The 23762-nt window shown below is 72.6% G+C and carries 23 protein-coding genes; 15 read left to right on the top strand and 8 right to left on the bottom strand.

Annotation, left to right across the window (positions count from 1 at the left end; all coding sequences use genetic code 11):
• Window positions 1-47 precede the first annotated feature (47 nt).
• The 9 genes from AB0D29_RS35415 (at window position 48) to AB0D29_RS35455 (ending at window position 8547) form a co-directional block, all read left to right on the top strand.
• The gene (locus AB0D29_RS35415) at window positions 48-1004 is read left to right on the top strand and encodes a WYL domain-containing protein (protein WP_351295711.1); all 957 of its coding nucleotides are present in this window, start codon (window positions 48-50) and stop codon (window positions 1002-1004) included.
• A gap of 97 nt (window positions 1005-1101) precedes the next feature.
• A complete protein-coding gene (locus AB0D29_RS35420; RefSeq protein ID WP_362859913.1) occupies window positions 1102-2070 on the top strand; it encodes a WYL domain-containing protein in 969 nt (322 codons plus the stop codon).
• 14 nt (window positions 2071-2084) lie between these two features.
• Complete coding sequence (locus AB0D29_RS35425) at window positions 2085-2312, top strand: hypothetical protein (RefSeq protein WP_327413009.1); 228 nt, start codon at window positions 2085-2087, stop codon at window positions 2310-2312.
• Between the two features lie 26 nt (window positions 2313-2338).
• Window positions 2339-2539 carry a hypothetical protein gene (locus tag AB0D29_RS35430; protein ID WP_327413008.1) on the top strand — a complete coding sequence of 67 codons (201 nt, stop codon included), beginning with the start codon at window positions 2339-2341 and terminating at the stop codon, window positions 2537-2539.
• A gap of 168 nt (window positions 2540-2707) precedes the next feature.
• On the top strand, window positions 2708-3001 hold the full coding sequence (gene tatA, locus AB0D29_RS35435) for a Sec-independent protein translocase subunit TatA (protein ID WP_362859915.1): 294 nt from the start codon (window positions 2708-2710) through the stop codon (window positions 2999-3001).
• A gap of 47 nt (window positions 3002-3048) precedes the next feature.
• Window positions 3049-4005, top strand: coding sequence for a twin-arginine translocase subunit TatC (gene tatC / locus AB0D29_RS35440; protein ID WP_362859917.1), 957 nt, complete (start codon window positions 3049-3051; stop codon window positions 4003-4005).
• Window positions 4006-4022: 17 nt separating this feature from the next.
• Complete coding sequence (locus AB0D29_RS35445) at window positions 4023-4910, top strand: diacylglycerol kinase (RefSeq protein WP_362859919.1); 888 nt, start codon at window positions 4023-4025, stop codon at window positions 4908-4910.
• Between the two features lie 46 nt (window positions 4911-4956).
• Window positions 4957-7797 (top strand): DEAD/DEAH box helicase, encoded by a 2841-nt coding sequence (locus tag AB0D29_RS35450; RefSeq protein WP_362859921.1) that lies wholly within the window; start codon window positions 4957-4959, stop codon window positions 7795-7797.
• 90 nt (window positions 7798-7887) lie between these two features.
• On the top strand, window positions 7888-8547 hold the full coding sequence (locus AB0D29_RS35455) for a helix-turn-helix domain-containing protein (RefSeq protein ID WP_362859922.1): 660 nt from the start codon (window positions 7888-7890) through the stop codon (window positions 8545-8547).
• On the opposite strand, the gene AB0D29_RS35460 is transcribed toward AB0D29_RS35455, so the two are convergent.
• The 4 genes from AB0D29_RS35460 to AB0D29_RS35475 form a co-directional block, all read right to left on the bottom strand.
• Window positions 8544-9518, bottom strand: coding sequence for a pseudouridine synthase (locus AB0D29_RS35460; protein WP_362859924.1), 975 nt, complete (start codon window positions 9516-9518; stop codon window positions 8544-8546). The genes AB0D29_RS35455 and AB0D29_RS35460 overlap by 4 nt on opposite strands.
• A gap of 19 nt (window positions 9519-9537) precedes the next feature.
• Window positions 9538-11073, bottom strand: a complete 1536-nt coding sequence (locus tag AB0D29_RS35465) for a serine hydrolase (RefSeq protein WP_362859926.1) — start codon at window positions 11071-11073, stop codon at window positions 9538-9540.
• A gap of 260 nt (window positions 11074-11333) precedes the next feature.
• Entirely contained in the window at window positions 11334-12173 is an 840-nt protein-coding gene (locus AB0D29_RS35470) for a siderophore-interacting protein (RefSeq protein ID WP_362859927.1), read from the bottom strand.
• Between the two features lie 49 nt (window positions 12174-12222).
• Window positions 12223-13128 carry a 5'-3' exonuclease gene (locus AB0D29_RS35475; RefSeq protein WP_362859955.1) on the bottom strand — a complete coding sequence of 302 codons (906 nt, stop codon included), beginning with the start codon at window positions 13126-13128 and terminating at the stop codon, window positions 12223-12225.
• A 274-nt stretch (window positions 13129-13402) separates the two neighbouring features.
• Between AB0D29_RS35475 and AB0D29_RS35480 the strand changes: the two genes are divergently transcribed.
• From AB0D29_RS35480 to AB0D29_RS35490, 3 genes are read left to right on the top strand one after another with little or no spacing between them, the layout of a single operon-like run.
• Entirely contained in the window at window positions 13403-13951 is a 549-nt protein-coding gene (locus tag AB0D29_RS35480) for an XRE family transcriptional regulator (RefSeq protein ID WP_351295765.1), read from the top strand.
• A 4-nt stretch (window positions 13952-13955) separates the two neighbouring features.
• Window positions 13956-14672, top strand: coding sequence for a helical backbone metal receptor (locus AB0D29_RS35485; RefSeq protein WP_362859929.1), 717 nt, complete (start codon window positions 13956-13958; stop codon window positions 14670-14672).
• 23 nt (window positions 14673-14695) lie between these two features.
• On the top strand, window positions 14696-15334 hold the full coding sequence (locus AB0D29_RS35490) for a signal protein (RefSeq protein ID WP_362859931.1): 639 nt from the start codon (window positions 14696-14698) through the stop codon (window positions 15332-15334).
• 4 nt (window positions 15335-15338) lie between these two features.
• Here AB0D29_RS35490 and AB0D29_RS35495 read toward each other — a convergent pair whose 3' ends face one another.
• The gene (locus tag AB0D29_RS35495) at window positions 15339-16457 is read right to left on the bottom strand and encodes a TDT family transporter (RefSeq protein WP_362859933.1); all 1119 of its coding nucleotides are present in this window, start codon (window positions 16455-16457) and stop codon (window positions 15339-15341) included.
• 70 nt (window positions 16458-16527) lie between these two features.
• On the opposite strand from AB0D29_RS35495, the gene AB0D29_RS35500 reads away from it, so the two are divergent.
• On the top strand, window positions 16528-17451 hold the full coding sequence (locus tag AB0D29_RS35500; RefSeq protein WP_362859935.1) for a LysR family transcriptional regulator: 924 nt from the start codon (window positions 16528-16530) through the stop codon (window positions 17449-17451).
• Window positions 17452-17787: 336 nt separating this feature from the next.
• Here the strand turns inward: AB0D29_RS35500 and AB0D29_RS35505 are convergent, their stop codons facing one another.
• From AB0D29_RS35505 to AB0D29_RS35515, 3 genes are all read right to left on the bottom strand, one after another.
• Window positions 17788-18495: a gamma-glutamyl-gamma-aminobutyrate hydrolase family protein gene (locus tag AB0D29_RS35505; RefSeq protein ID WP_362859936.1), complete on the bottom strand. Its 708-nt coding sequence runs from the start codon at window positions 18493-18495 to the stop codon at window positions 17788-17790.
• A 45-nt stretch (window positions 18496-18540) separates the two neighbouring features.
• A complete protein-coding gene (gene eat / locus AB0D29_RS35510; protein ID WP_362859938.1) occupies window positions 18541-20022 on the bottom strand; it encodes an ethanolamine permease in 1482 nt (493 codons plus the stop codon).
• Between the two features lie 125 nt (window positions 20023-20147).
• A complete protein-coding gene (locus AB0D29_RS35515; RefSeq protein ID WP_351302858.1) occupies window positions 20148-20894 on the bottom strand; it encodes an FCD domain-containing protein in 747 nt (248 codons plus the stop codon).
• A gap of 77 nt (window positions 20895-20971) precedes the next feature.
• On the opposite strand from AB0D29_RS35515, the gene AB0D29_RS35520 reads away from it, so the two are divergent.
• The gene (locus AB0D29_RS35520; protein ID WP_362859939.1) at window positions 20972-22336 is read left to right on the top strand and encodes a glutamine synthetase family protein; all 1365 of its coding nucleotides are present in this window, start codon (window positions 20972-20974) and stop codon (window positions 22334-22336) included.
• Window positions 22337-22412: 76 nt separating this feature from the next.
• Window positions 22413-23759: an aldehyde dehydrogenase family protein gene (locus AB0D29_RS35525; protein ID WP_362859941.1), complete on the top strand. Its 1347-nt coding sequence runs from the start codon at window positions 22413-22415 to the stop codon at window positions 23757-23759.
• Window positions 23760-23762 lie beyond the last annotated feature (3 nt).

The following is a 23762-nucleotide window of genomic DNA, read 5'->3' on the forward strand; positions in this document are numbered from 1 at the left end:
GTACGGTCAACGGTCACGAGTGTGTCGAGAACGGGGGAAGGGCGTCGATGGCGATTGCCAAGGCCGAGCGGCTGATGAATCTGGCGCTGTGTCTGCTGGGGACCCGCCGGCCGCTGAGCAAGCGCGAGTTGCGCGGCTCCATCGAGGCCTACATGGAGGCCGGCAACGACGAGTCCTTCAACCGCATGTTCGAGCGGGACAAGGACGATCTGCGCGAACTCGGTCTGGTCATCGAGACGGTGGAGAACCTGGACGGTGAAACCGGCTATCTGGCCCGCCGGGACAGCAACAGGCTGCCTCCCGTCTCGCTGGACGCCGAGGAGGCCGCCGCCCTGGGGCTGGCGGCCAAGGTCTGGCAGCAGGCCCGCCTGGCGGGAGCCGCCAGCGGGGCCCTGCAGAAGCTGCGCGCGGGCGGGATGCCCGAGGCGGGCGACCCATACGAGGGCCAGCACAGTGCCATCGAGCCGCGCATCCCGGTCCACGAGGCGGCCTTCGAGCCGCTGATGCTGGCCTGCCGGGACCGCCGGCCGGTGGTCTTCGACTACCGCAAGTCCACCGCCGCCCGCCCCGAGACCCGGCAGGTGGAGCCGTGGGCGCTGGAGTGCTGGCGCGGCCACTGGTACCTGGCCGGCTACGACCGCGACCGCGGGGCGGAGCGCGTGTTCCGGCTGTCCCGGATCACCGGCAAGGTCAAGTCCCGGGCGGCCAAGTACACCGCCGAGGTCCCGGACGTGGTCACCGTACGGGAGACCGTGGCGAGCTGGGCCGGGGAGAGCGCGGACCGCTCCGCGCTGATCCGGCTGCGCGCCGGGGCGGGCTATCCGCTGCGGGCCAAGGCCACCGCGGTGCGCGAGGGCGCGGACGGCTGGGACGAGCTGGAGATCCCGTACGGGCACGGGCTGGACGCCTGGCTGGTGGAGTTCGGGCCCGACGTCGTCGTGGTCGGGCCCGCCGACCTGCGGGCCGACGTGGTGGACCGGCTGAGGGCCGTAGCCAAGGCCTGAACCGGTTCCGCCGCATTCGAGAGACCGCCACCTTCGAGACCGCCGCATTCGCGACCGCCCCATTCGAAGACGTGCCCTGAGGGGGAGACGTACCAGCATGGCTGCCAACGCCATCGACCAGACCCGCCGGATGCTGTCCCTGGTGACGTACCTGCGCGAGCGCCCGGGGGCGCACGTCGCCGACGTCGCCCGCGCCTTCGGGATCACCGAGGACGAGCTGATCTCGGACCTCGACGTGCTGCCCATGTGCGGGACCAGCTTCCGCGGCGGGGACCTGCTCGACATCGACACCGACGGGGAGCGCATCTGGTGGCGCAACCCCGACGCCTCGGGGGAGTCCACCGCCGAGCCGCTGCGGCTGGCCGCCGACGAGGCGACCGCGCTGCTGGTCGCCGCGCGCGCGGTGGCGACCCTGCCCGGGCTGCGGGAGAGCGACCGGGAGGCCCTGCTGCGGGCCACCGCCAAGCTGGAGGCGGCCGCGGGCGAGGCGGCCGGGGCCAGCTCCCGGCTGTCGGTGACCTTCGAATCGGAGGGCGGGGTCTTCGCGGACGTCGACCGGGCCATCGCGGAGCGCCGCCGGCTGTGGCTGCGCTACTACTCGCCCGCGCGGGACGAGCTCACCGAGCGCAAGGTCGACCCGATCCGGCTGTTCGCGGTGGGGCACACGTACATGGAGGGGTGGTGCCACCTCTCCGAGGCCCGGCGCACCTTCCGCCTCGACCGGGTCGCGGAGATCCGGCTGCTGGACGAGCGGGCCGAGCCGCCGGCGATCGAGCCGCGCGATCTGTCCGAGGGCCTGGTCCAGCCGGCCGCCGAGGACCCGGAGGTCGTCGTCGAGGTGGGTCCGGGCGGGCGCTGGGTCGCCGAGTACTACCCGCACGACAGCGCGGAGGAGCTGGCCGACGGAGGCCTGCGGATCACGCTGCGCAGTCCGGATCCGGCTTCGCTGCGCCGGCTCGCGCTGCGGCTCGGGCGCGAGGGGCGGATCGTCGCCCCCGCAGAGCTGGCGGAGAGCGCGCGGAGCGCCGCTCGAGAAGCACTCGCGGGGTACGGGGAACAGCTCTGAGGGGAGCGCGGCCGATGTCGCCAACGTCCGGGCCCGTCGCCTTCAAGGCCTCCTGCCCCGACTGCCGGGCCCGCTTCGAGCTGGACGCGGGAGCCCTGCGGCTGGCCATCGGGGGCAGCCGGCGGGCCACCTTCTACTCCTTCACGTGTCCCGAATGCGGTGCCTCCGTGCGCAAACCTGCCGGTGAGCGCATCGTGGAGCTGTTGACGGGCGGCGGCGTGAGCACCCTGCGCAGCATCTGAGGCGGGCGGTGGCCTAGGCTCGGCCCATGCTGTGGCCGATGTTCGCAATTGCCCTGGGCTTCCTCGGAGTCGCCGTGCTCGCCGTGCTGGCGGTGCGGGTCTACGCGGAGGTGCGCAGGCTCTCCGTGCAGGTCGCGCAGGCCAGCCGCCGGATCACCGATGCCTCGGGCGATCTGGAGCGGGCGGCCGCGGACCTGGCCAGGGCGGGCCGGGACGTGCGACCGTAGCGAATGAGACGGGCGTGTGACCGGGGGATTGACATCCGGCCAGGACGCAAGACGGGGTACGCCGGGGGATTGCCGGGCGTTAACCCCCTGGGGTTACGATCCTCGGTAGAGAAAGTCCCAGGCGCCCGTACCGGTGCGCTGTGAACCTCGGAGAAAAGGAAGATTTCTATGGGCAACCTCAGGGGTTGGGAAATCCTCGTCATCGTTGGCGTGATCATCCTGCTGTTCGGCGCCAAGAAGCTTCCTGACATGGCTCGCTCCCTCGGCAAGTCGGCCCGCATCCTCAAGAGCGAGGCCAAGGCCATGAAGAAGGAGGGCGAGGCCGAGGACGCGGCCACCGCGACCACCGCCGCGGACCAGTCCGCGCAGCAGCCCGTCGCCCCGCGCACCATCCAGGCCGCGCCCGGTGACGTCACCAGCTCCCGCCCGGTCAGCGAGACGAACCGCGCCGCCCAGGGCTGACGCACGCCGTAAGCGCCAGTCATCTGCAACGAGACAAGGGACGTGGGTTGCTCAAGTCTGCCCGCAAGCAGGGGAAAGCGGACAAGGACGCCGAAGGGCGGATGCCTCTTGTCGAGCACCTGCGTGAGCTGCGAAACCGGCTGCTGAAGTCGGTCATCGCGATCCTGGTGATCACCGTTATCGCGGCGTTCTTCTACAGGGACATCATCAACTTCCTGTTGAAGCCGATGCTGGATTCCGTCGGCTGCAAGAACGGCGTGGTGACCCAGCGCAACGGCCACCCCTGCGCCGACATGACCGTGAACGGTCTCATCTCGGCGTTCTCGATCGCCCTGAAGGTCTCGCTCATGGCCGGTGTGGTGCTGTCCGCGCCGGTGTGGCTGTACCAGCTGTGGGCGTTCGCCGCGCCGGGCCTGCACAGCCACGAGAAGAAGTACGCGCGGAGCTTCGTCGCCGTCGGAGCGCCCCTCTTCATGACCGGCGCGGTGCTCGCGTACAAGATCCTCCCGCAGACCGCGACGATCATGCTGGAGTTCACGCCCGACCACGCGCGCAACCTGCTGCCGGTCGACGACTACCTCGACCTGGTCGCCCGCATGGTGATCGTGTTCGGTCTGGCCTTCGAGCTGCCGCTCCTGCTGATCCTCCTGAACTTCACCGGTGTGCTCACCGGCAAGCGGCTCGGCGGCTGGTGGCGGGGCATGGTCCTCGGCATCACGATCTTCGCCGCCTTCGCCACCCCCACGGGTGACCCGCCGACCATGCTCGCGCTGGCCCTGCCCATCGTGGCCCTGTACTTCCTGGCCCTCGGGGTCTGTCTCCTCAACGACCGCAGGCGCCGGCGCAACGACCCCGACGCGGGTCTGAGCGACGACGAGGCCTCCGAGCTGGACCTGACCCCGGCGCCCATCGGCGAGCTGGAGTCGGTGCCCGCCCCCGCCGCGCTGCCCGGCCAGGCCGACGGCGGACGCCAGCGGATCAACGGTTACGACGACGCCACCTGACAGGTACATTCCGACGGGTGAGCTCTGAGATCACCCTCTTCGTCAATCCCACCGCGGGCCGCGGCCGGGGCGCGCACGCCGCGCAGCCGGCCGCTTCCGCGTTGCGGGCGGCCGGCTTCTCCGTACGGACGGTGGTGGGCACCGACGCCGAGGACGCGCTGGCCCGGCTGACCGCCGCCGTCCGCGAGGGAACCGGTGCGGTGATCGCGGTGGGCGGCGACGGAATGGTCTCCCTGGCGCTGCAGGCGCTGGCGGGGACCCGGGTGCCGCTCGGGGTGGTCGCGGCGGGCACCGGGAACGACTTCGCGCGGGCCATGGGACTGCCCGTACGGGAGCCCGCGCGGGCGGGGCGGACGGCCGCCGAGGCGCTCAAGGAGAGCCGGATCCGCGAGATCGACCTGGGGCGGGTGGGCGCCGGCTGGTTCGGGACCGTGCTGTGCTCCGGTTTCGACTCGCGGGTCAACGACCGGGGCAACCGGATGCGGCTGCCGGTCGGCCGCTTCAAGTACGACCTGGCGATGATCGCGGAGCTGGCCGCCTTCCGGCCGTTCCCGTACCGGATCACCCTCGACGACGGCCCGGTGATCGAGACCGAGGCGACGCTGGTGGCCGTCGGCAACGGCTCCTCCTACGGCGGCGGCATGCGGATCTGCGCGGACGCCGTCCCCGACGACGGGCTCTTCGACGTGACGGTGGTCGGCGACTGCGGCCGGGCCACGCTGCTCACGGTCTTTCCCCAGGTCTACAAGGGCAGGCACCTGAGCCACCCGAAGGTGAGCGTCCACCGCGCACGGAAGATCACCCTGGAGGCGCCGGGCCTGACCGCGTACGCGGACGGCGAGCCGCTCGGGGCGCTGCCGGTGACCGCGGAGTGCGTCCCCGGAGCGGTCCGCCTGCTCACTTAAATGATCGCGACTGTTGTCAGAGGTGGCGGGTAGGCTCGACAGCAAGATGACCGAAGAACTCTCCCCCGCCGAGCGGTACGCCGCTGCCCGGATCCGCGCCGCCGAAGAGGCCTCTGCCCTGGCCCCCTTCCGCGAGATGTACGACTTCGATCTGGATCCGTACCAGATCGAGGCCTGCAAGGCCCTGGAGGCGGGCAAGGGCGTCCTCGTCGCCGCCCCGACAGGCTCGGGCAAGACCATCGTCGGCGAGTTCGCCGTGCACCTGGCCCTCCAGCAGGGCCGCAAGTGCTTCTACACGACGCCGATCAAGGCGCTGTCGAACCAGAAGTACGCCGACCTCGTCAAGCGCTACGGCGCCGACAAGGTGGGCCTGCTGACGGGCGACAACAGCGTCAACTCCGAGGCGCCGGTGGTCGTGATGACCACCGAGGTGCTCCGCAACATGCTGTACGCGGGCTCCCAGTCGCTGCGCGGTCTCGGCTACGTCGTGATGGACGAGGTCCACTACCTCTCCGACCGGTTCCGCGGGGCCGTCTGGGAGGAAGTGATCATCCACCTCCCCGAGTCGGTGACCCTGGTGTCCCTGTCGGCCACCGTGTCGAACGCCGAGGAGTTCGGCGACTGGCTGGACACCGTCCGCGGGGACACCGAGGTGATCGTCTCCGAGGAGCGGCCCGTCCCGCTGTGGCAGCACGTCATGGCCGGCCGCAAGATCTACGACCTCTTCGAGGAGGAGTCCGACCACGGCGGCCGCGGCTCCGCGCGCCGGGAGGTCAACCCCGACCTGCTGCGCATGGCGCGCGAGGAGAACAGCCGCACCTACAACCCGAAGGACCGGCGGCGCGGCAAGATGGTCCGCGAGGCCGACCGCGAGCGCGAACGGCGCTCCCGCGGCCGGATCTGGACCCCCTCCCGCCCCGAGGTCATCGCCCGGCTCGACGGCGACGGGCTGCTGCCCGCCATCAACTTCATCTTCAGCCGGGCCGGATGCGAGGCCGCGGTCCAGCAGTGCCTGTACGCGGGCCTGCGGCTCAACGACGAGTCCGCGCGGCTCAGGGTCCGCGAGATCGTCGAGGCGCGCACCGCCTCCATCCCCACCGAGGACCTCCACGTCCTCGGGTACTACGAGTGGCTCGAAGGCCTGGAGCGGGGCATCGCCGCGCACCACGCGGGCATGCTGCCCACCTTCAAGGAGGTCGTGGAGGAGCTGTTCGTACGCGGCCTGGTCAAGGCCGTCTTCGCCACCGAGACCCTGGCGCTGGGCATCAACATGCCCGCGCGCACGGTGATCCTGGAGAAGCTGGTCAAGTGGAACGGCGAGCAGCACGCCGACATCACCCCCGGCGAGTACACGCAGCTGACCGGCCGGGCCGGGCGGCGCGGCATCGACGTCGAGGGCCACGCGGTGGTGCTGTGGCAGCGCGGCATGGACCCGGCGGGCCTCGCCGGCCTCGCGGGTACCCGTACGTATCCGCTGCGTTCCAGCTTCAAGCCCTCGTACAACATGGCCGTGAACCTGGTCAGCCAGTTCGGGCGGCACCGCTCGCGCGAGCTGCTGGAGACCTCCTTCGCGCAGTTCCAGGCCGACCGCTCGGTCGTCGGGATCTCCCGGCAGGTGCAGCGCAACGAGGAGGGCCTGGAGGGCTACCAGGAGGGCATGACCTGCCACCTGGGGAACTTCGAGGAGTACGCGCAGCTGCGCCGCGACCTGAAGGACCGTGAGACGGAGCTGGCCAAGCAGGGCGCCGCTCAGCGCCGGGTGCAGGCGGCCAGTTCGCTGGAGAAGCTCAAGCCGGGCGACATCATCCACGTGCCGACGGGCAAGTTCGCCGGGCTCGCGCTGGTCCTGGACCCGGGCGTGCCGGCCGGGCGGGTCCACGGGCACCGCGGGTACGAGTACGCCGAGGGCCCGCGCCCGCTGGTGCTCACCGCCGAACGGCAGGTCAAGCGGCTCGCCGCGATCGACTTCCCGGTCCCGGTGGAGGCCCTCGACCGGATGCGGATCCCCAAGACCTTCAACGCGCGTTCGCCGCAGTCCCGCCGGGACCTGGCCTCGCAGCTGCGGAGCAAGGCCGGGCACATCACGCCGGAGCGGCGTGCGCGCGGCCGGGCCGCCGCGGCCGACGACCGCGAGATCGCCCGGCTGCGGTCCGAGCTGCGGGCGCACCCCTGCCACGGCTGCGACGAGCGCGAGGACCACGCCCGCTGGGCGGAGCGCTACCACCGGCTCAAGCGGGACACCCAGCAGCTGGAGCGGCGGATCGAGGGCCGGACGAACACCATCGCCCGCACCTTCGACCGCATCCACGCGCTGCTGACCGAGCTGGACTACCTGCGCGAGGACGAGGTCACCGTGCACGGCAAGCGGCTCGCCCGGCTGTACGGGGAGCTCGACCTGCTGGCCTCCGAGTGCCTGCGGGCCAAGGTGTGGGAGGGCCTGAGCCCGGCCGAACTGGCGGCCTGCGTCTCGGCGCTGGTCTTCGAGGCGCGGCAGTCCGACGACGCGGTCGCGCCGAAGGTGCCGGGCGGCGCGGCGAAGGAGGCGCTGGGCGAGATGGTCCGCATCTGGGGCCGGCTCGACGCGCTGGAGGAGGAGCACCGCATCAACCAGGCGGAGGGCGTGGGCCAGCGCGAGCCGGACCTCGGCTTCGCGTGGGCGGCGTACCAGTGGGCCTCCGACAAGAGCCTGGACGAGGTGCTGCGCGAGGCGGAGATGCCCGCCGGTGACTTCGTGCGCTGGTGCAAGCAGGTCATCGACGTGCTCGGACAGATCGCGGCGGCGGCCCCCTCGGCCTCCGGCGAGAGCGGGAGCACGGTGGCGCGCAACGCCCGCAAGGCCGTGGACGCGCTGCTGCGAGGAGTAGTGGCCTACAGCTCGGTCGGCTAGGCGGATTTGGGGCTTCCTCCGAGAGCGGGGGCGGCCTGATCTGATCTCTTGCCATGATCGTTTCGTGGTGCCCTGTGCGACGATCGATCCATGAGTGGGGGAGCAGACGAGGGCCCGAGACGGGTCGGTCGGCCACGCGCCGACCGGCTGAGACCGGAGAGCGGCCGGCCGCCGCGCGAGGAACTCCTCTGCGCGGCGGCCGAGTTGTTCACCGTCCAGGGGTACGCGGCGACCACCACGCGGGCGGTCGCCGGGCGCGCCGGAATGCGCCAGGCCACGATGTACCACTACTTCGGCGGCAAGGAGGAACTCCTCGCCGAACTGCTGGAGTCCACCGTCGCGCCCTCCCTGGTCCTGGCCCGTAGGCTGCTCGCCGAAGCCGGCCGGCCCGCCGCGCGCCGGCTGTGGGAGCTGTGCCGCTCCGACGTCCTCCTGCTGTGCGGGGGCCCGTACAACCTGGGAGCGCTCTACCTGCTGCCCGAGGTGGGCGGCGCGCGCTTCGCGCAGTTCCGCCGGATGCGCGCGGAACTCAAGGACGCCTACCGGTTGTTGCTCGGCGGGACCTGCGCCGGCGCCGAACTGGCCGGGGACGGGGCGGGGCTGACGCTCCGCAACGACCTGGTCTTCGGCCTCATCGAGGGCGTCATGCTGATCCACCGGGCCGATCCGGCGCGGCCGGTGACGGCCTTCGCGGAGGCCACCGCCGACGCGGCGCTGCGGATCGCGGGGGTCCGCCTTCCCGAGGTCTAGGGGGTCTCCTCCCGGGAGCCGGCCTCCCAGGCCGCACGGTCGTCCCAGGCCTGGAGGGTGCGGCCGCTCTCGAAGCGGTGGTCGGCCCCGGTGACCGGATCGGTGAACTCCAGGACCCGGGCCAGCAGCTGCAGGGGCCGGCGGTAGTCGTCCGGGGCCGGATCGGTCACCTCCGGGTACACCGGATCCCCCAGGATGGGCAGGCCCAGGCCGTTCATGTGCACGCGCAGCTGATGGGTGCGTCCGGTGCGCGGGGTCAGCCGGTAGCGGCCCAGCTCCCCCCGGGTGCCGGTCAGTTCGATCAGGCTCTCGGCATTGGGCTCGGCGCCCGGCACCTCGGTCGCCGCGATCACCCCGCGGGCCTTCTCGATCCGGCTGCGGACCGTGCGCGGCAGGGCGAGCGCCGGGTCGTGGACCGCCAGGGCCTCGTACTCCTTGTGGACCTCGCGCCGCTGGAAGAGGAGCTGGTACGCACCGCGGTCCTCGGGCCGGACGCTGAACATCACCAGGCCGGCCGTCAGCCGGTCCAGACGGTGCGCCGGGCTGAGCGCGGGCAGGTCCAGCTCCTCGCGGAGCCGGGCCAGGGCGGTCTCGGTGATGTGGCTGCCGCGCGGGGTGGTCGCCAGGAAGTGCGGCTTGTCCACGACCAGCAGGTGCGGGTCCCGGTGGACGACGCGGACCGCGAAGGGCACCGCGGGCTCGGGCTCCATGTCCCGGTGGAACCACAGGTACCCGCCCGGCTCGTACGGGTCCCGGGCGTGCAGGACCCGCCCGCCGGGGCCGAGCACCCGGCCGGCGGACAGCAGGCGCGCGATGGAATCGGCGCCGCGGGTCCCGGCGTAGCGGTCGGTGAGGTAGCCGCCGAGGTCCGGCCAGTTCCCGTCCGGGTCGGGCGGCAGCCGCAGCCGGACCGGGTCGATGCCGGCCCGCTGGGGGAGGGGCGAGGGGGGTGCCTGGGCTCTGCGTCTCATCGGGGGACAGGCTATGCGGCTACTGCTGCGTGAAGGTGCCCAGGTGCTCGGCGTCGAGGTACTCGACGCGGAGCGTGCCGTCGGCGAAGAACACCCCGGTGCGGCCGACCGCGTTCTCGCCCGCGGTCACGAAGCTGAAGGTGTCGCCGTCGTAGTGGGTGAGCGGGAAGCGCAGGGGCTTGGGGCCGAGGGCGAGGGTGAGCGCGCCGTTGTCGTCGGCGGTCACCGTGGCCTTGCCGTAGTAGGGGTTGTCGTAGGTGCCGGTGTACGCGGCGCTGTCCCGGGCGGGCTTCGCACCGGTGGGCGGGTGGGCGTAGTCGGTGGTCGGCGCGCCCGGGGGCGCGAGGGCCGCGGCGTAGGCGGAGGCCGCCAGCGGGAGCCAGTCGGTGGAGACCTTGCCGTGCTCGGCGTAGTCGAAGAAGTCCAGGGCGATGGCATCGGGCAGGCCGACCGGGGCGCCGTTGGTCAGGACGACGATGCCGAGCTTCTCCAGCGGGAGCATGGTGACGTTGGTGTTGGCTCCGAGTTCGAAGCCGCCGGAGTGGCTCAGGCGCAGGCGGCCGGCGCTGTCGTAGCTGACGTTCCAGCCGAGCCCGTAGAAGCCGGTGGTGCCGACGGCGTTGGTCGGCTGGGACACGATCTCGGGCAGGTGGGTCCGGGCGAGGGTGTCGGCGGGGATGATCCGCTTTCCGTCGAGGGTGCCGCCGGCCAGTTGCAGCCGCAGCCAGCGGGCCATGTCGGTGGCGGTGGAGCTGATCCCGCCGGCCGGGGACTGGGCGTCGGGATCGCGGACGAAGCGGGGGCTCCAGGTGCCGTCGGCGTTCTTGACGTGGGTGGAGGCGTGGTCGGGGGCGTTGATGAAGTCGGAGAACTCGGTGCTCGTACGGGTCATGCCGGCGGGCTTGAAGAGAGTGTCGGCGCTCAGCTTCTGCCAGCTGCTGCCCTTGGCGCGGGCGACGGCCTCGGCGGCCGCGGTGAGCCCGAAGTTGGTGTAGGCGTAGCTCGCGCGGAACGGGGAGAGGGGTTCGAGGCGCAGGTGGTCGAGGATGTACGCCTGGTCGTAGCCGAGGTCTTCGAGGAGGTCGCCGGCGTGGTCGGGGAGGCCGCTGCGGTGGGAGAACAGGTCGGCGGCGGTGACGTGGTCGGTGACCCAGGGGTCCTTGAGGGAGAAGCCGGGGAGGGTGGTGCGGCGGTCCCACTCGGCGGGGTCGGTGAGGGCGCCGGCCACGATCGTGGAGGAGACGGGCTTGGACACCGAGGCGAGCTGGAAGACGGTGTCGGGGCCGACCTTGGCGCTCTCGCCCGTCCTGCGGAGCCCGTAGCCCTTGATGTGGACGACCTTGTCGTCGTGGACGACGACCACGGAGACGCCGGGGACGCCGGTGCGGCGCATCATGTCCGCGACGGTCTGGTCGAGGCGGGCGACGGCCTTGTCGACCGCGTCGTCGCTGATCAGGGGGCGGGGTGGGGGCGGGGGGCTGGGCGCGGTGGTTGCTGCCGCGGCGGTGAGGAGGGTTGCGGCGGCGGCTGCCCCTAGTGCGGCGAGCGTGCGCATGGGGCCATTGTCCTGCCGGACGGGTGCGTGCGCGCGGGGTGGCCGATTGGCTCCCGCCTGGGGCGGGTGCGGCGCCGCTGCTGGGGCTCCGCCCCAGGCCCCGCGCCTCAAACGCCGGCAGGGCTGGAATGGGTGCGGCGGGGCTGGAGCGGTGCGGCGCCGCTGCCGGGGCTCCGCCCCGGACCCCGCGCCTCAAACGCCGGCGGGGCTGGAATGGTGCGGCGGGGCTGGAACCGTGGGGCGGAGCTGCGGCAGGAAGGTTACGCCGCTGCGGCGTGGTCCTGTTCGGCTTCGATCGTGGCGTTCCAGTCGCGCTTGATGGCGCGCCAGCCCTCGTCCGTTTCGCCCAGGCGCCAGTAGCCCGAGATCGAGAGGCGTTCGCGGGGGATGCCGCGTTCGAGGCGGAGGTGGCGGCGGAGGTCCTTGACGAAGCCGGCCTCGCCGTGGACGAAGGCGTGGACGTCCGTGGAGGGGAACTCCAGGGCGGTGACCGCCTCCACCAGGGCCTCGCCGATCGGGCGGCCGGCGCGGTGGAGCCAGACCGGGACGACGCCGTCCGGGGTGGCGACCTTCAGCTCGTCCTCCGGGCCCTCGATCTCCACGAGGGCGTGGACCCGGGCGCCCACCGGCATCCGCTCCATCGCCGCGGCGATGGCCGGCAGCGCGCTCTCGTCGCCGACCAGGAGGTGCCAGGAGGCCGTCGGGTCCGGGGCGTAGGCGCCGCCGGGGCCGAGGAAGCGCACGCGCTCGCCCGGCTGCACCCGCGCCGCCCAGGGACCGGCCACGCCCTCGTCGCCGTGGACGACGAAGTCGAGGGTCAGCTCCAGGTGCGCCGGGTCCCAGTTCCGTACGGTGTACGCGCGCTGGCGCGGCCACTGCGCCCGCGGGAAGTGCGCGCGGATCTCCTCCAGGTCCCAGGGATCGGGATAGACGACGCCTGTCGGGGGAAACAGGATCTTGATGTAGTGGTCGGTGTGCTCGCCCGCGCCGAATTCGGCCAGGCCCTCACCGCCCAGCACGAGCCGCACCATGTGCGGCGAGAGCCGCTCGGTGCGTACGACGACGGCGGTGCCGACGGTGCGGGCGCGTCCTTCTGCCACGGTGTCTCCCCTGACTCCCCTGAAACTTAGCCTTACCTAAGTTAGCACCTCAGCGGAGCAGTGCGCTGCTCAGGCGGGAGACTGCTCCACCGAGACCCCACCGATGGGCTAGCGCGTCGACCAGTTCGGGCTGCGCTGGGGTCGTCGGAAGGGCCGGATCGAACTGCGGCAGCGGCACGTCCGAGGCCACCTGCACCACCTTCGGGGCCACCGCCAGATACGGTCGGGACTCGTCGAGCCGCTTGCGCTGAGTGGGGGTCAGCTTCGACTTCGGGTCGTCGACCGCCGCGATGATCCCGGCCAGGCTGCCGTACGCGTCGAGGAGCTTGGCGGCCGTCTTCTCGCCGATGCCGGGGACGCCGGGCAGGCCGTCGCTCGGGTCCCCGCGCAGCAGTGCCAGGTCGGCGTAGCCGGGGCCGTCGACCCCGTACTTCTCGCGCAGCCAGGCCTCGTCGGTCACCTGGAGGGTGCCGACGCCCTTGAGGGGGTAGAGGACCCGGCGCTGGCGGGCGTCGTCCACCAGCTGGTAGAGGTCGCGGTCGCCGGTGACGATGTCCACCGGGCCGCCGGCGCGGGCCGTCAGCGTGCCGATCACGTCGTCCGCCTCGTATCCGGCCACGCCCACCCGGGCGATGCCGAAGGCGTCCAGCGCCGCCTCGATGATCGGGACCTGGGGGGCGAGGGTGTCCGGGGTCTCCTCGACGTCCGGTCCGCTCTCGGTCTCCTCGGCGACCCGGTGGGCCTTGTAGGAGGGGATCAGCTCCACCCGCCAGTGCGGCCGCCAGTCGGCGTCCATGCACGCCACCAGATCGTCCGGCCGGTGGTCCTGCACGAGCCGGCCGATGAAGTCGAGCAGCCCGCGCACCGCGTTGACCGGGGTGCCGTCGGGGGCCTTCACGGAGTCCGGCACGCCGAAGTAGGCGCGGTAGTAGAGGGAGGCGGTGTCCAGGAGCATCAGGCGTCGTGTCGTCACGGACACGATGATGCCGCAACGCCTCGGCACGGACCGTGAGCGGTCGGGTACGGGAAGAGCCGTGCACGCGAAACCGGGGGCGGTTGCTGCGTAAGGTGCTTACAGCACACCGATGTGCGACGGACATGGGGAGGGCAGCCCCGACATGAACGACAGGGACGGCACCGACGGTACGGACGGTACGGACGGACTGAGCGACAAGCTGACCGACAGGGACGAGAAGAGCAAGGACAAGGACGGCAAGGAGCCGCTGCGGGTGGGAGTCGCCGTGCGCAAGCGGCGCCGCGCGCTGCACCTCACGCTGGCCGCCGTGTCGGCGCGCAGCGGCCTGTCGGTGCCCTTCCTGAGCCAGATAGAGAACGAGCGGGCCCGGCCCAGCATGCGGTCCCTGGAGCGGGTCGCGGACGCGCTGGAGACCACGGCCGTCGAACTGCTGGCCGCCTCCGACACCGCGCGCACGGTCGACCTCGTACGGGCCGGCGACGAGTCCGGGCTGGGCCCGGTGCAGGGCGTACGGCCCCTCGTGCGCGGGCACCACCAGCTGCACGCGCTGGAGTTCACCGGGGACCAGGACGCCGGCCGCGAGTACCAGCACCGCAACGACGAACTGATGTACGTGGTCGAGGGCGCCTGCCAGGTGGAGGCGGAGGGGCGGGCGTACCGGCTGGAGAGCGGGGACGCGCTGTTCCTGTCGGGCGGCGTGCGCCACCGCTGGCGGGCCGTCACCGAGGACACCCGGCTCCTGGTGGTCGCGGTGGGCGAGCACATCCACGCCACCTCCGAGCCGCCCTCGCCGGAGCACTGAGCCGGTGCGCGTCGTCTCGCTGGTGCCCTCGCTGACGGAGGCGGTGGCGGTGAGCGCGCCCGGTCTGCTGGCCGGGGTCACGGACTGGTGCACGCACCCCGCCGACCTCGGTGACGCGGTGCGGATCGGGGGGACGAAGAACCCCGACGTCCGGAGGATCGCGGAGCTGCGCCCCGACCTGGTCATCGCCAACGAGGAGGAGAACCGGGCCCCGGACCTCGCGGCCCTGCGGGCGGCCGGGCTGGAGGTGCTGGTCACCGAGGTACGGGACCTCCCGCAGGCGGTGCGGGAGCTGGACCGGGTGCTGGTGGGGGCGCTGGGGCTGACGAGACCGGGGTGGCTGGCGGACGCGGAGCGTGCGTGGGCCCGGGCGGAGCCGCTCGGAGAGCTCACCGCGTTCGTGCCGATCTGGCGGCGGCCGTGGATGGTGCTGGGCCGGGACACCTTCGCGGGGGACCTGCTGGCGCGGCTGGGCGTCCGCAACGTGTACGCCGGGAACCCGGAGCGGTATCCGCGGGTTCCGGTGGAGGAGCTGGCGGCGGCCGGCTGCGATCTGGTGGTGCTCCCGGACGAGCCGTACCGCTTCACCGCCGAGGACGGCCCGGAGGCCTTCCCCGGACTGCCGGCCGCCCTCGTCGACGGCCGGCACCTGACCTGGTACGGACCCTCGCTGGCCGAGGCCCCGGCGGTCCTGGCCGAAGCCCTGCGCGCGGCGCGCTGACGGGGCCTTCGTATCCTGCCGGGATGCGTACCGGAAGATCGTTTGTCCTGGCCGCCGGAGCGGCCCTGCTCGCGGCCGCCTGCACCGCCCCCGCGTCGTCCCCGTCGGCCGCCCCGTCCGCGGCCGAGCCGTCGTCTGCGGCCCCGTCCGCCCCGGTGGCGGCCGGGCGGCTCGGTGGCGCCGAACTCCAGGGCCGGTGGTGGAACTGGGCCGCCTCCAGCCCCGAGCGCTCCAATCCCGTGCAGGACCGGGACGGTACGTTCTGCGCCGCGAACCAGCCCGGCGACGTCTGGTTCCTTGCCGGGAGCTTCGGCGAGGAGCTGCAGCGCACCTGCTCGGTGCCCGCGGGGCGGCCGGTGGCCTTTCCCCTGGTCAACCTGGTCGGCGACGCATCCGGCTGCGCGAGCTGGATGAAGGGGGCGAAGGGCGCCGCGGTGCTGGACGGCAGGCCGCTGACGGCGGAGCGGTACGAGGGCTCCGCGATCCGGCTGACGGGCGTGGAGGGGAATCCGGTGACGGGCGGGGCGGGCACCTCAGGCGGACTGGCCTGCGGCCTGTGGGTACAGATCGACCCGCTGTCGCCCGGTCCCCACACCCTGCGGATCGAGGGCTCCTCCGGCTCGTTCGCGCTCTCCGTGGGGTACGACCTCCAGGTCGGCTAGCCGGCTAGCCGGCGAGGAGGCGGCCGGTGAACAAGCCGCGCAGGGTGTGGGCGGAAGCCGCCAGCCAGGCGGTCACCAGGGCGAGGAAGAGCGCGGTGGCGAGCCAGGCGAAGGCGGTCAGGCCCGTGTGGTGGGCCAGGCCGGTGGCGCCGGTGACGCAGGTGCCGATGGGGAAGGTCAGGGCCCACCAGGTCATGGCGAAGCCCATGCCGTCCCGGGCGGCGCGGACGAGCATGGCCGCGGCGAGGGCCAGCCACAGCAGCGCGAATCCCATCACGGGGACCCCGTAGACGACCGCGAAGGCGCTCAGTGCTCCGGCGTAGGGGGCGCCGATCGACTGGTGGGCGACGTCGGCGAGCTGGTTCACGGCGGTGGTGGACTGGCCGAGGGGGCCGAGGACCAGGAAGAGCGTGGGCGTCAGGGCCAGGGGGAGGGGCCCGCCGACGATCAGCCGGCCGAAGATCAGGGGGAGCATCAGCAGGGTGGCGAGCAGACTGATGCCGAACATGGCGTAGCAGGCGAGCAGCAGGGCCTCGCGGGGCTGGCCGGCGGGCAGGTGGGGGACCAGCAGGGGGCCGAGGGCCGCGGAGACCATCGGGGCGACCAGGGGGAGCAGCCAGACGGGGGTGGCCTGGCGGGGCTCGACCTTGTGGCGCACCACCATCAGGTAGGGCACGACCACGGCCATGACCAGGCCGATCGCGGTGCCGGCGGTGAAGAGGACGGCGTCCACGGCCACGGCCGCGCCGGTCCCGATGAGGTCCTTGCCGACGATGAGGGTGCCGCCGCCGACGGCCAGCAGCGCCATCGACAGACAGCCGTAGAAGGGGGCGACGGCCGGGTCGAGGAGGTGGGCGCGGGCCTGGTCGCGGTGGTGGATCCAGTGGCCGGCGCGGGCGGTGAGCAGGACGGCGAGGACGGCGGCGGACAGCGCCCAGACGAGCTGGCAGGCCACGCGCTGGCCGGGCAGCTGGTACGGGAGCGTCGCGCCGGCGTTGGCGATGATCGCCGTGCCCATGACGGAGGCGTACCAGTTGGGGCCGAGGTGCCGCAGCGCGGGGGCCTTGTGGGCCCGGACTGCGGGGGTGATGTGGGTGCGGGGTCGCACGAGGGTGGTGGCCATGGGTCCAGCCTCGCGCCGGGGCGGGGAGGGTGGCAGAGGCCATCCCTCTATGAGGTCATAAACTGATGTTATGGGTAATGAGGAGTGGGTTCCGCTGGCGCACCGGGTGCCGGACCTGGGCGCGCTGGAACTGCTGCTCGCGGTCGCGCGGGTCGGCAGCCTGAGCGCCGCCGCCCGGCGGCTGGGCATCACCCAGCCCGCGGCGAGCAGCCGGATCCGGGCGATGGAGACGCGGCTCGGCGTGGCCCTGGTGGACCGTTCGCCGCGGGGGTCGACGCTGACGGCCGAGGGCGCGCTCGTCACGGACTGGGCCCGGCGGGTGGTGGAGGCGGCGGAGGCCTTCGACGCGGGGGCGCAGGCGCTGCGGGGGCGGCGGGACTCGCGGCTGCGGGTGGCCGCCAGCATGACGATCGCGGAGTACCTGCTGCCGGGGTGGCTGATCGCGCTGCGCGGGGAACGGCCCGACACGGCGGTGTCCCTGCACGCCGGGAACTCGGCGGTCGTCGCCGAACGGGTCCTCACGCACGAGGCCGACCTCGGTTTCGTGGAGGGGCTGACGGTGCCGGAGGGACTGGACTCGGCGGTGATCGCGCAGGACCGGCTGGTGGTGGCGGTGGCGCCGGGGCACGCGTGGGCGCGGCGCACGCGGGGGGTCGAGGCGGCGGAACTGGCCGCGATGCCGCTGATCCTGCGGGAGCGGGGGTCGGGGACGCGGCAGGTACTGGACGCGGCGCTGGCCGGGTGCGGGGGGCTGGCGGTGCCGCTGCTGGAACTGGCCTCGACCACCGCGGTGAAGGCGGCGGCGCTGAGCGGTGCGGGGCCGTGCGTCCTGTCGGAGCTGGCGGTGGGGGACGAGCTGGCGGCGCGGAGGCTGGTGGAGGTGCCGGTGTCGGGTGCGGGGCTGGGGCGGGCCCTGCGGGCGGTTTGGCCCGCCGGCTCCCGGCCGGCGGGCCCGGCGCGCGACTTGCTGTCGCTGACCCGCCGCCTGCCCTAGCCGGGCCCGCCGGGTGCGGCGCCGCTGCCGGGGCCCTGACCCGGGCCCCGCGCCTCAATCGCCGGCGGGGCTCAAGGGTCCGGGGCTCCGCCCCAGGCCCCGCGCCTCAAACGCCGGCGGGGCTGAAGATCGGGGCTCCGCCCCAGGCCCCGCGCCTCAAACGCCGGCGGGGCTGAAGATCGGGGCTCCGCCCCGGGCCCCGCGCCTCAAACGCCGGCGAGGCTGAAAGATCAATCGCCGGCGGGGCTGAAAGAGCAAACGCCGCGGGGCTGAAGCTCAAAGGTCGGCGGGGCTGAAAGGTCGGGGCCCTGACCCGGGCCCCGCGCCTCAAGTTGGTTACCCCACCGGGACCGCCACGCGGGACGTGGCTGCTTCGATCAGGGACGACATCACCCTGGTGTCCTTGTCCCGTTCCGGGTGCCACTGGACGCCCAGGATCCAGCGGTCGGCGTCGGGGGCCTCGATCGCCTCCACCGTGCCGTCCAGCGCGTGGGCCGAGACGACCAGGCCGCGGCCGAGGCGGTCCACGGCCTGGTGGTGGTAGGTCGGGACCTGCGCCTCCTCGGGGACCAGCGCCGCGTACCGGGTGCCCGGGACCGGGCGGACCGGGTGCCAGGACGTGCCGCCGGGTGCGTCGACGTGGCCGCCGATGTGCTGGATCAGCGTGCCGCCCAGGGCCACGTTCAGCGCCTGCATGCCCCGGCAGATGCCGAGCAGGGGCGTGCCGGAGTCGAGCGCGGCGGCGATCAGGGCCAGTTCCCACTGGTCGCGGACCGTCGCCGGGGCACCCGTACGGGGGTCGCGCGCGGCGCCGTAGTGGACCGGGTCCACGTCCGGGCCGCCCGCGACCACCAGACCGTCCACCCGGCTCAGCACCTCCGCCGCCGACCCGGGTTCGTCCGGCGGGAGCAGCACGGCCGCGCCGCCCGCCGCCTGGACGAGTTCGTAGTACCCGGTCGGTACGAGGGACGTCGGGAGGTCCCACACCCCGTAGCGGGTGGATTCCTCGACGTAGGTGGTGATGCCGATGAGCGGCCTGGGCACGTTCGTTACCTCCAGCAGGCGGTAGGGCAGGGCAGGAACAGGGTTTCAGTCACGGCTCAGTTCCGCCTCGGCTTCCGCCAGAGCCGCGAACTCCTCCTCGGGGGCCGAGGCCACGAGGTGGTGCCGACTGTAGAAGGCGAAGTAGGCGAGGGCGACGGCGTACACGGCCAGGGCGATGAATGCCGCGTCCTTGTCCACCAGGAAGGTGGCGACCAGGGCCGACAGGGCGAGTACGAAGGCCACCGAGGAGGTCAGGATGCCGCCCGGGGTGCGGTACGGGCGCTCCAGGTCCGGCTCCCGGCGGCGCAGCACGATGTGCGAGAGGGCCATCAGGGCGTAGGAGATGGTCGCGCCGAACACCGCGATGTTCAGCATGCGCGCGCCGTTCCCGGTGGCGGCGGCCAGCGCGAAGCCGATCGCGCCGGGGATGACGAGGCCGAGGTACGGGGCCTTGCGCTTCGAGGTGAGCGAGAGGAAGCGGGGCAGGTAGCCGGCCCGCGAGAGCGCGAAGAGCTGGCGCGAGCCCGCGTAGATGAGGGAGAAGAAGGAGGCGACCAGACCGGCCAGACCGGCGTAGTTCACGAAGCGGCTGAGCGCGGTCGGGCCGTCGTCCCCCTCCAGGGCGACGACCAGCGGGTTGCCGGCCGCCTTGACGGCGTCGGCGCCCTGGGCGCCGGTCGCGGCGAAGAAGGTGATCAGCGCGAGCAGGGCGAGGATGCCCATGGAGATGGCGAGCGCCTTCGGCATGGAGCGGACCGGGTCCTTCGCCTCCTCGGCCGCCAGCGGTACGCCTTCCACACCGAGGAAGAACCACATCCCGAAGGGGAACGCGGCCCAGATGCCGAGGACGCCCAGCGGCAGCCAGGAGTTCGAGCCGAAGGCGCTCGCGTCCACCGGGATGTCGTTGAGGCCGTCGGCGCTGAACTCGGTGAAGGCGCCCACGGCGAAGATGAGCAGCGCGGCGACGGCGATCGCGGTCACGACGAGGCTGAAGCGGAGCGCCTCGCCCACGCCCCAGAGGTGGACGCCGATGAAGACCACGAAGCAGCCGAGGTAGACCGGCCAGCTGGAGGTGAGGCCGAAGAGGCCGAGGGATTCGACGTAGTCGCCGATGAAGATGACGATCGCGGCCGGGGCCAGGATGTACTCGATGAGGATGGCGGTTCCGGTGAGGAAGCCGCCCCAGGGGCCCAGTGCGCGGCGGGCGAAACCGTAGCCGCCGCCCGCGGTCGGCAGGATGGTGGACAGCTCCGCGAGGGAGAAGACCAGGCAGGCGTACATCGCGCCCATGAGGACGGTGGCGATGGCGAGGCCGCCGAAGCCGCCCTTGTCGAGCCCGACGTTCCAGCCGGAGAAGTCGCCGGAGACGACGTAGGCGACGCCGAGCCCGGTCAGGAGCAGCCAGCCGGCGCTGCCGCGGCGCAGTGTGCGGCGCTCCAGGTAGTCGTCCGCGCCTGGGTCGCCGCCCTCGGCGGTCTTGGTGGGTGCGGGTACGGCTGCCAGCCGTGCCTCGATGTCGTCGGCCATCGTGCGCTCCTGCCTCAGGGCAATGGTTGTGGGGCGTACCTTTGCTCTTGTGGAGTGGAGAGCGCAAGACCTCTGCGTTAAACAGAAGTTACGAAACCCTCCCGGCCCCCTCGTTCCGCTTGAGTTCAGGCCAGGAAGCCCCGCAGCAGCGCCGCCGTGCCGCAGCAGTGCTCGCGCATGGTCTCGCGCGCCCCGGCCGCGTCCCGCGCCAGTACCGATTCCACCAGTGCGGTGTGCTGCTGCTGCGAGTGCTCCAGGTTGCGCACGAGCAGCGGGATGCAGTCCAGCAGGTCGTTGACGGTGGCCCGGACGGCCGCGTACTGGGCCGTGAGGGTGGCGGATCCGGCGAGCTCGCACAAGGTCAGGTGGAAGAGCGTGTCCTGGCGGCGGTAGTCGGCGAGCGGGGCGTCGTGCGTGGCCGCCAGCGCTGCGAGCAGCCGTTCGGCGCCCTCCTCGGTCAGCCCCTGGGAAGCGCACAGCCCGGCCGCCCCCACCTCCAGCACCTCGCGGAAGCGCAGCGCGTCCTCGATGTCCACCCCCGCGACGCGCCGGCGCAGCTCCTCCTCGGCGCCGCCCGCCGGGGTGTCCGGGCGGGGCAGCACGAACGTTCCGCCGTACCGCCCGCGCCGGGCCTCCACCAGGCCCTGGTCCTGCAGTACCTTCAGCACCTCGCGCAGGGTGACCCGGCTGATCCCCATCCGTTCCGCCAGTTCGCGCTCGGGCGGCAGCCGTTCGCCGCCCGGCACCAGGCCCAGCCGGACCACCTGGAGGATCTGCTCCAGCGCCTCCTCGAACCCGTTGCCCGCCCGCACCTGCCGCAGCACGGGATTCAGCCGCGCGATCGCGTCGCCTTCACTCGCCGTATCGGTCATCTCGGCTCCGCCCCTTCCCAAGCAATGGTTCTATTCAATACCTTAGGCGCACTCGGCTCACCGAAGGAGAGATTCCAGTGGTAGACCGCACGCCGCCGCTCGCGCCCGAGGAGCTCCGCTCCCTCGTCGCCAGCGGCGAGATCGACACAGTGGTCCTGGCCTTCCCCGACATGCAGGGGCGGCTCCAGGGCAAGCGGTTCGCCGCACAGTTCTTCCTCGACGAGGTCCTCGAGCACGGCACCGAGGGCTGCAACTACCTCCTCGCCGTCGACACGGACATGAACACCGTCGACGGATACGAGATGTCCTCCTGGGACCGGGGCTACGGCGACTTCGCCATGCACCCCGACCTCGCCACCCTGCGCCGCATCCCCTGGAACCCGGGCAGCGCCTTCCTCCTCGCCGACCTCGCCTGGAACGACGGCTCGCCCGTCGTCGCCGCGCCCCGGCAGATCCTGCGCCGCCAGCTGGAGCGCCTCGCCGAGCACGGGTTCACCGCGATGGTCGGCACCGAGCTGGAGTTCATGGTCTTCCAGGACACCTACGAGCAGGCCTGGAACACGGGCTACCGCGGTCTGACCCCCGCCAACCAGTACAACATCGACTACTCCGTCCTCGGAACCGGCCGCATCGAACCCCTGCTGCGCCGCATCCGCAACGAGATGCAGGCCGCGGGCCTGATCGTGGAGTCGGCCAAGGGGGAGTGCAACCTCGGCCAGCACGAGATCGCCTTCCGCTACGACGAGGCGCTGACCACCTGCGACCAGCACTCCGTCTACAAGACCGGGGCGAAGGAGATCGCTTCCCAGGAAGGCGTCTCGCTGACCTTCATGGCGAAGTTCGACGAGCGCGAGGGCAACTCCTGTCACATCCACCTCTCGCTCGCTGATGCCGACGGACGCAACGCGATGGCCGGGGACGGACCAGGCGGAATGTCACCGGTGATGCGGCACTTCCTGGCCGGCCAGCTGGCCGCGCTGCGCGACTTCTCCCTTCTCTACGCCCCCAACATCAACTCGTACAAGCGTTTCCGGCCGGGATCCTTCGCGCCGACCGCCGTCGCCTGGGGCGTGGACAACCGGACCTGCGCGCTCCGAGTGGTCGGCCACGGCCGCTCGATGCGCTTCGAGAACCGCCTCCCCGGTGGCGACGTCAACCCGTACCTCGCCGTCTCCGGCCTCGTCGCGGCCGGGCTCTACGGCATCGAGAACAAGCTGGAGCTGCCCGAGGCGTGCGGCGGCAACGCCTACACCGCCGACTACGCGCACGTGCCCGCCACCCTGCGTGAGGCCGCCGAGCTCTGGGAGAACAGCGAGATCGCCAAGGCCGCCTTCGGCCCCGAAGTGGTCGCCCACTACCGGAACATGGCCCGCGTGGAACTCGACGCGTACGACTCCGCGGTCACCGACTGGGAGCTGCGCCGCTCCTTCGAACGCCTGTAGTCACCGCACGCCACCGAACCACCGAAAGTCTGTGAGGCAACACGTGTCCGATGAGCTGGCCCCACTCAATCTGCGAGTGCTGAATCCGGCCACCGAGGAAACCGTCGCCATCGTCCCGGCCGCCACACGGGACGATGTCGATGCCGCCGTCGCCCGGGCCGCCGCGGCCCAGCGCGCGTGGGCGGCCGCCGCCCCCGCCGACCGGGCCCGGCTGCTGCGCCGCTTCGCCGCGGTCGTCGACGGCCACATCGAGGAACTGGCGCAGCTGGAGGTCCGCGAAGCCGGCCACACCATCGGCAACGCCCGCTGGGAAGCCGGCAACGTACGCGACCTCCTCGAATTCGCCGCCGGGGGAGTGGAGCGGCTCTCCGGCCGCCAGATCCCCGTCGCCGGCGGCATCGACGTCACCTTCCTCGAACCCCTCGGCGTCATCGGCGTGATCGCCCCCTGGAACTTCCCCATGCCGATCGCCGCCTGGGGCCTGGCCCCGGCCCTCGCCGCCGGAAACGCCGTCATCCTCAAGCCCGCCGAGACCACCCCGCTGACCGCGCTGCGCCTCGCCGAACTCGCCCTCGAAGCCGGGATCCCCGAACACCTCTTCCAGGTGCTCCCCGGCCACGGGGCGGTCGCGGGCGACGCCCTCGTCGAACACCCCGGCGTCGCGAAGATCGTCTTCACCGGCTCCACCCGCGTCGGCAAGCAGATCATGGCCAAGTGCGCCGACCGGGTGAAGCGCGTCACCCTCGAACTCGGCGGCAAGAGCCCCAACATCGTCTTCGCCGACGCGGACCTGGAGGCCGCCGCGGCCGCCGCGCCGATGTCCTTCCTCGACAACACCGGCCAGGACTGCTGCGCCCGTACCCGCATCCTCGTACAGCGCTCCGTCTACGACCGCTTCCTGGAGCTCGTCGCCCCCGGCATCGCCGCGGTGGCCGTCGGCGACCCGCTCGACGAGAAGACGCAGATGGGCCCGCTGATCTCGCGGACCCAGCTGGAGCGCGTACGGTCCTTCGTCACCGACGACCTCACCGCGATCCGCGGCACCGCCCCCGAGGGCCCCGGCTTCTGGTACCCGCCGACCCTCGTCACGGACGTCGCCCCCACCGCCCCCGTGGCCACCGAGGAGGTCTTCGGACCGGTCGCCGTCGTCCTGCCCTTCGAGGACGAGGAGGACGCCGTACGCCTGGCCAACGCGACCGAGTACGGACTCTCCGGCTCCCTCTGGACCCGCGACATCGGCCGCGCCCTGCGCGTCTCGCGCGCCGTCGCCGCCGGCAACCTGTCCGTCAACTCCCACAGCAGCGTCCGCTACTGGACCCCCTTCGGCGGCTACAAGCAGTCCGGCCTCGGCCGCGAGCTCGGCCCCGACGCCCTCACCGCTTTCACCGAGACCAAGAACGTCTTCATCAGCACGGAGGCCTGAAGA

The organism is Streptomyces sp. NPDC048424 (genome assembly GCF_040651555.1).
Classification (GTDB): Bacteria; Actinomycetota; Actinomycetes; order Streptomycetales; family Streptomycetaceae; genus Streptomyces.

Bases quoted from the DNA above. Each gene is read 5' to 3' on its own strand.
- AB0D29_RS35450 (WP_362859921.1), top strand. From the start codon at position 4,957: ATGACCGAAGAACTCTCCCCCGCCGAGCGGTACGCCGCTGCCCGGATC.
- AB0D29_RS35490 (WP_362859931.1), top strand. From the start codon at position 14,696: ATGCGTACCGGAAGATCGTTTGTCCTGGCCGCCGGAGCGGCCCTGCTC.
- AB0D29_RS35455 (WP_362859922.1), top strand. From the start codon at position 7,888: ATGAGTGGGGGAGCAGACGAGGGCCCGAGACGGGTCGGTCGGCCACGC.
- AB0D29_RS35515 (WP_351302858.1), bottom strand. From the start codon at position 20,894: ATGACCGATACGGCGAGTGAAGGCGACGCGATCGCGCGGCTGAATCCC.
- AB0D29_RS35430 (WP_327413008.1), top strand. From the start codon at position 2,339: ATGCTGTGGCCGATGTTCGCAATTGCCCTGGGCTTCCTCGGAGTCGCC.
- AB0D29_RS35420 (WP_362859913.1), top strand. From the start codon at position 1,102: ATGGCTGCCAACGCCATCGACCAGACCCGCCGGATGCTGTCCCTGGTG.
- AB0D29_RS35460 (WP_362859924.1), bottom strand. From the start codon at position 9,518: ATGAGACGCAGAGCCCAGGCACCCCCCTCGCCCCTCCCCCAGCGGGCC.
- AB0D29_RS35475 (WP_362859955.1), bottom strand. From the start codon at position 13,128: ATGCTCCTGGACACCGCCTCCCTCTACTACCGCGCCTACTTCGGCGTG.
- eat (WP_362859938.1), bottom strand. From the start codon at position 20,022: ATGGCCGACGACATCGAGGCACGGCTGGCAGCCGTACCCGCACCCACC.
- AB0D29_RS35495 (WP_362859933.1), bottom strand. From the start codon at position 16,457: ATGGCCACCACCCTCGTGCGACCCCGCACCCACATCACCCCCGCAGTC.
- tatA (WP_362859915.1), top strand. From the start codon at position 2,708: ATGGGCAACCTCAGGGGTTGGGAAATCCTCGTCATCGTTGGCGTGATC.
- AB0D29_RS35425 (WP_327413009.1), top strand. From the start codon at position 2,085: ATGTCGCCAACGTCCGGGCCCGTCGCCTTCAAGGCCTCCTGCCCCGAC.
- AB0D29_RS35500 (WP_362859935.1), top strand. From the start codon at position 16,528: ATGGGTAATGAGGAGTGGGTTCCGCTGGCGCACCGGGTGCCGGACCTG.
- AB0D29_RS35465 (WP_362859926.1), bottom strand. From the start codon at position 11,073: ATGCGCACGCTCGCCGCACTAGGGGCAGCCGCCGCCGCAACCCTCCTC.
- AB0D29_RS35415 (WP_351295711.1), top strand. From the start codon at position 48: ATGGCGATTGCCAAGGCCGAGCGGCTGATGAATCTGGCGCTGTGTCTG.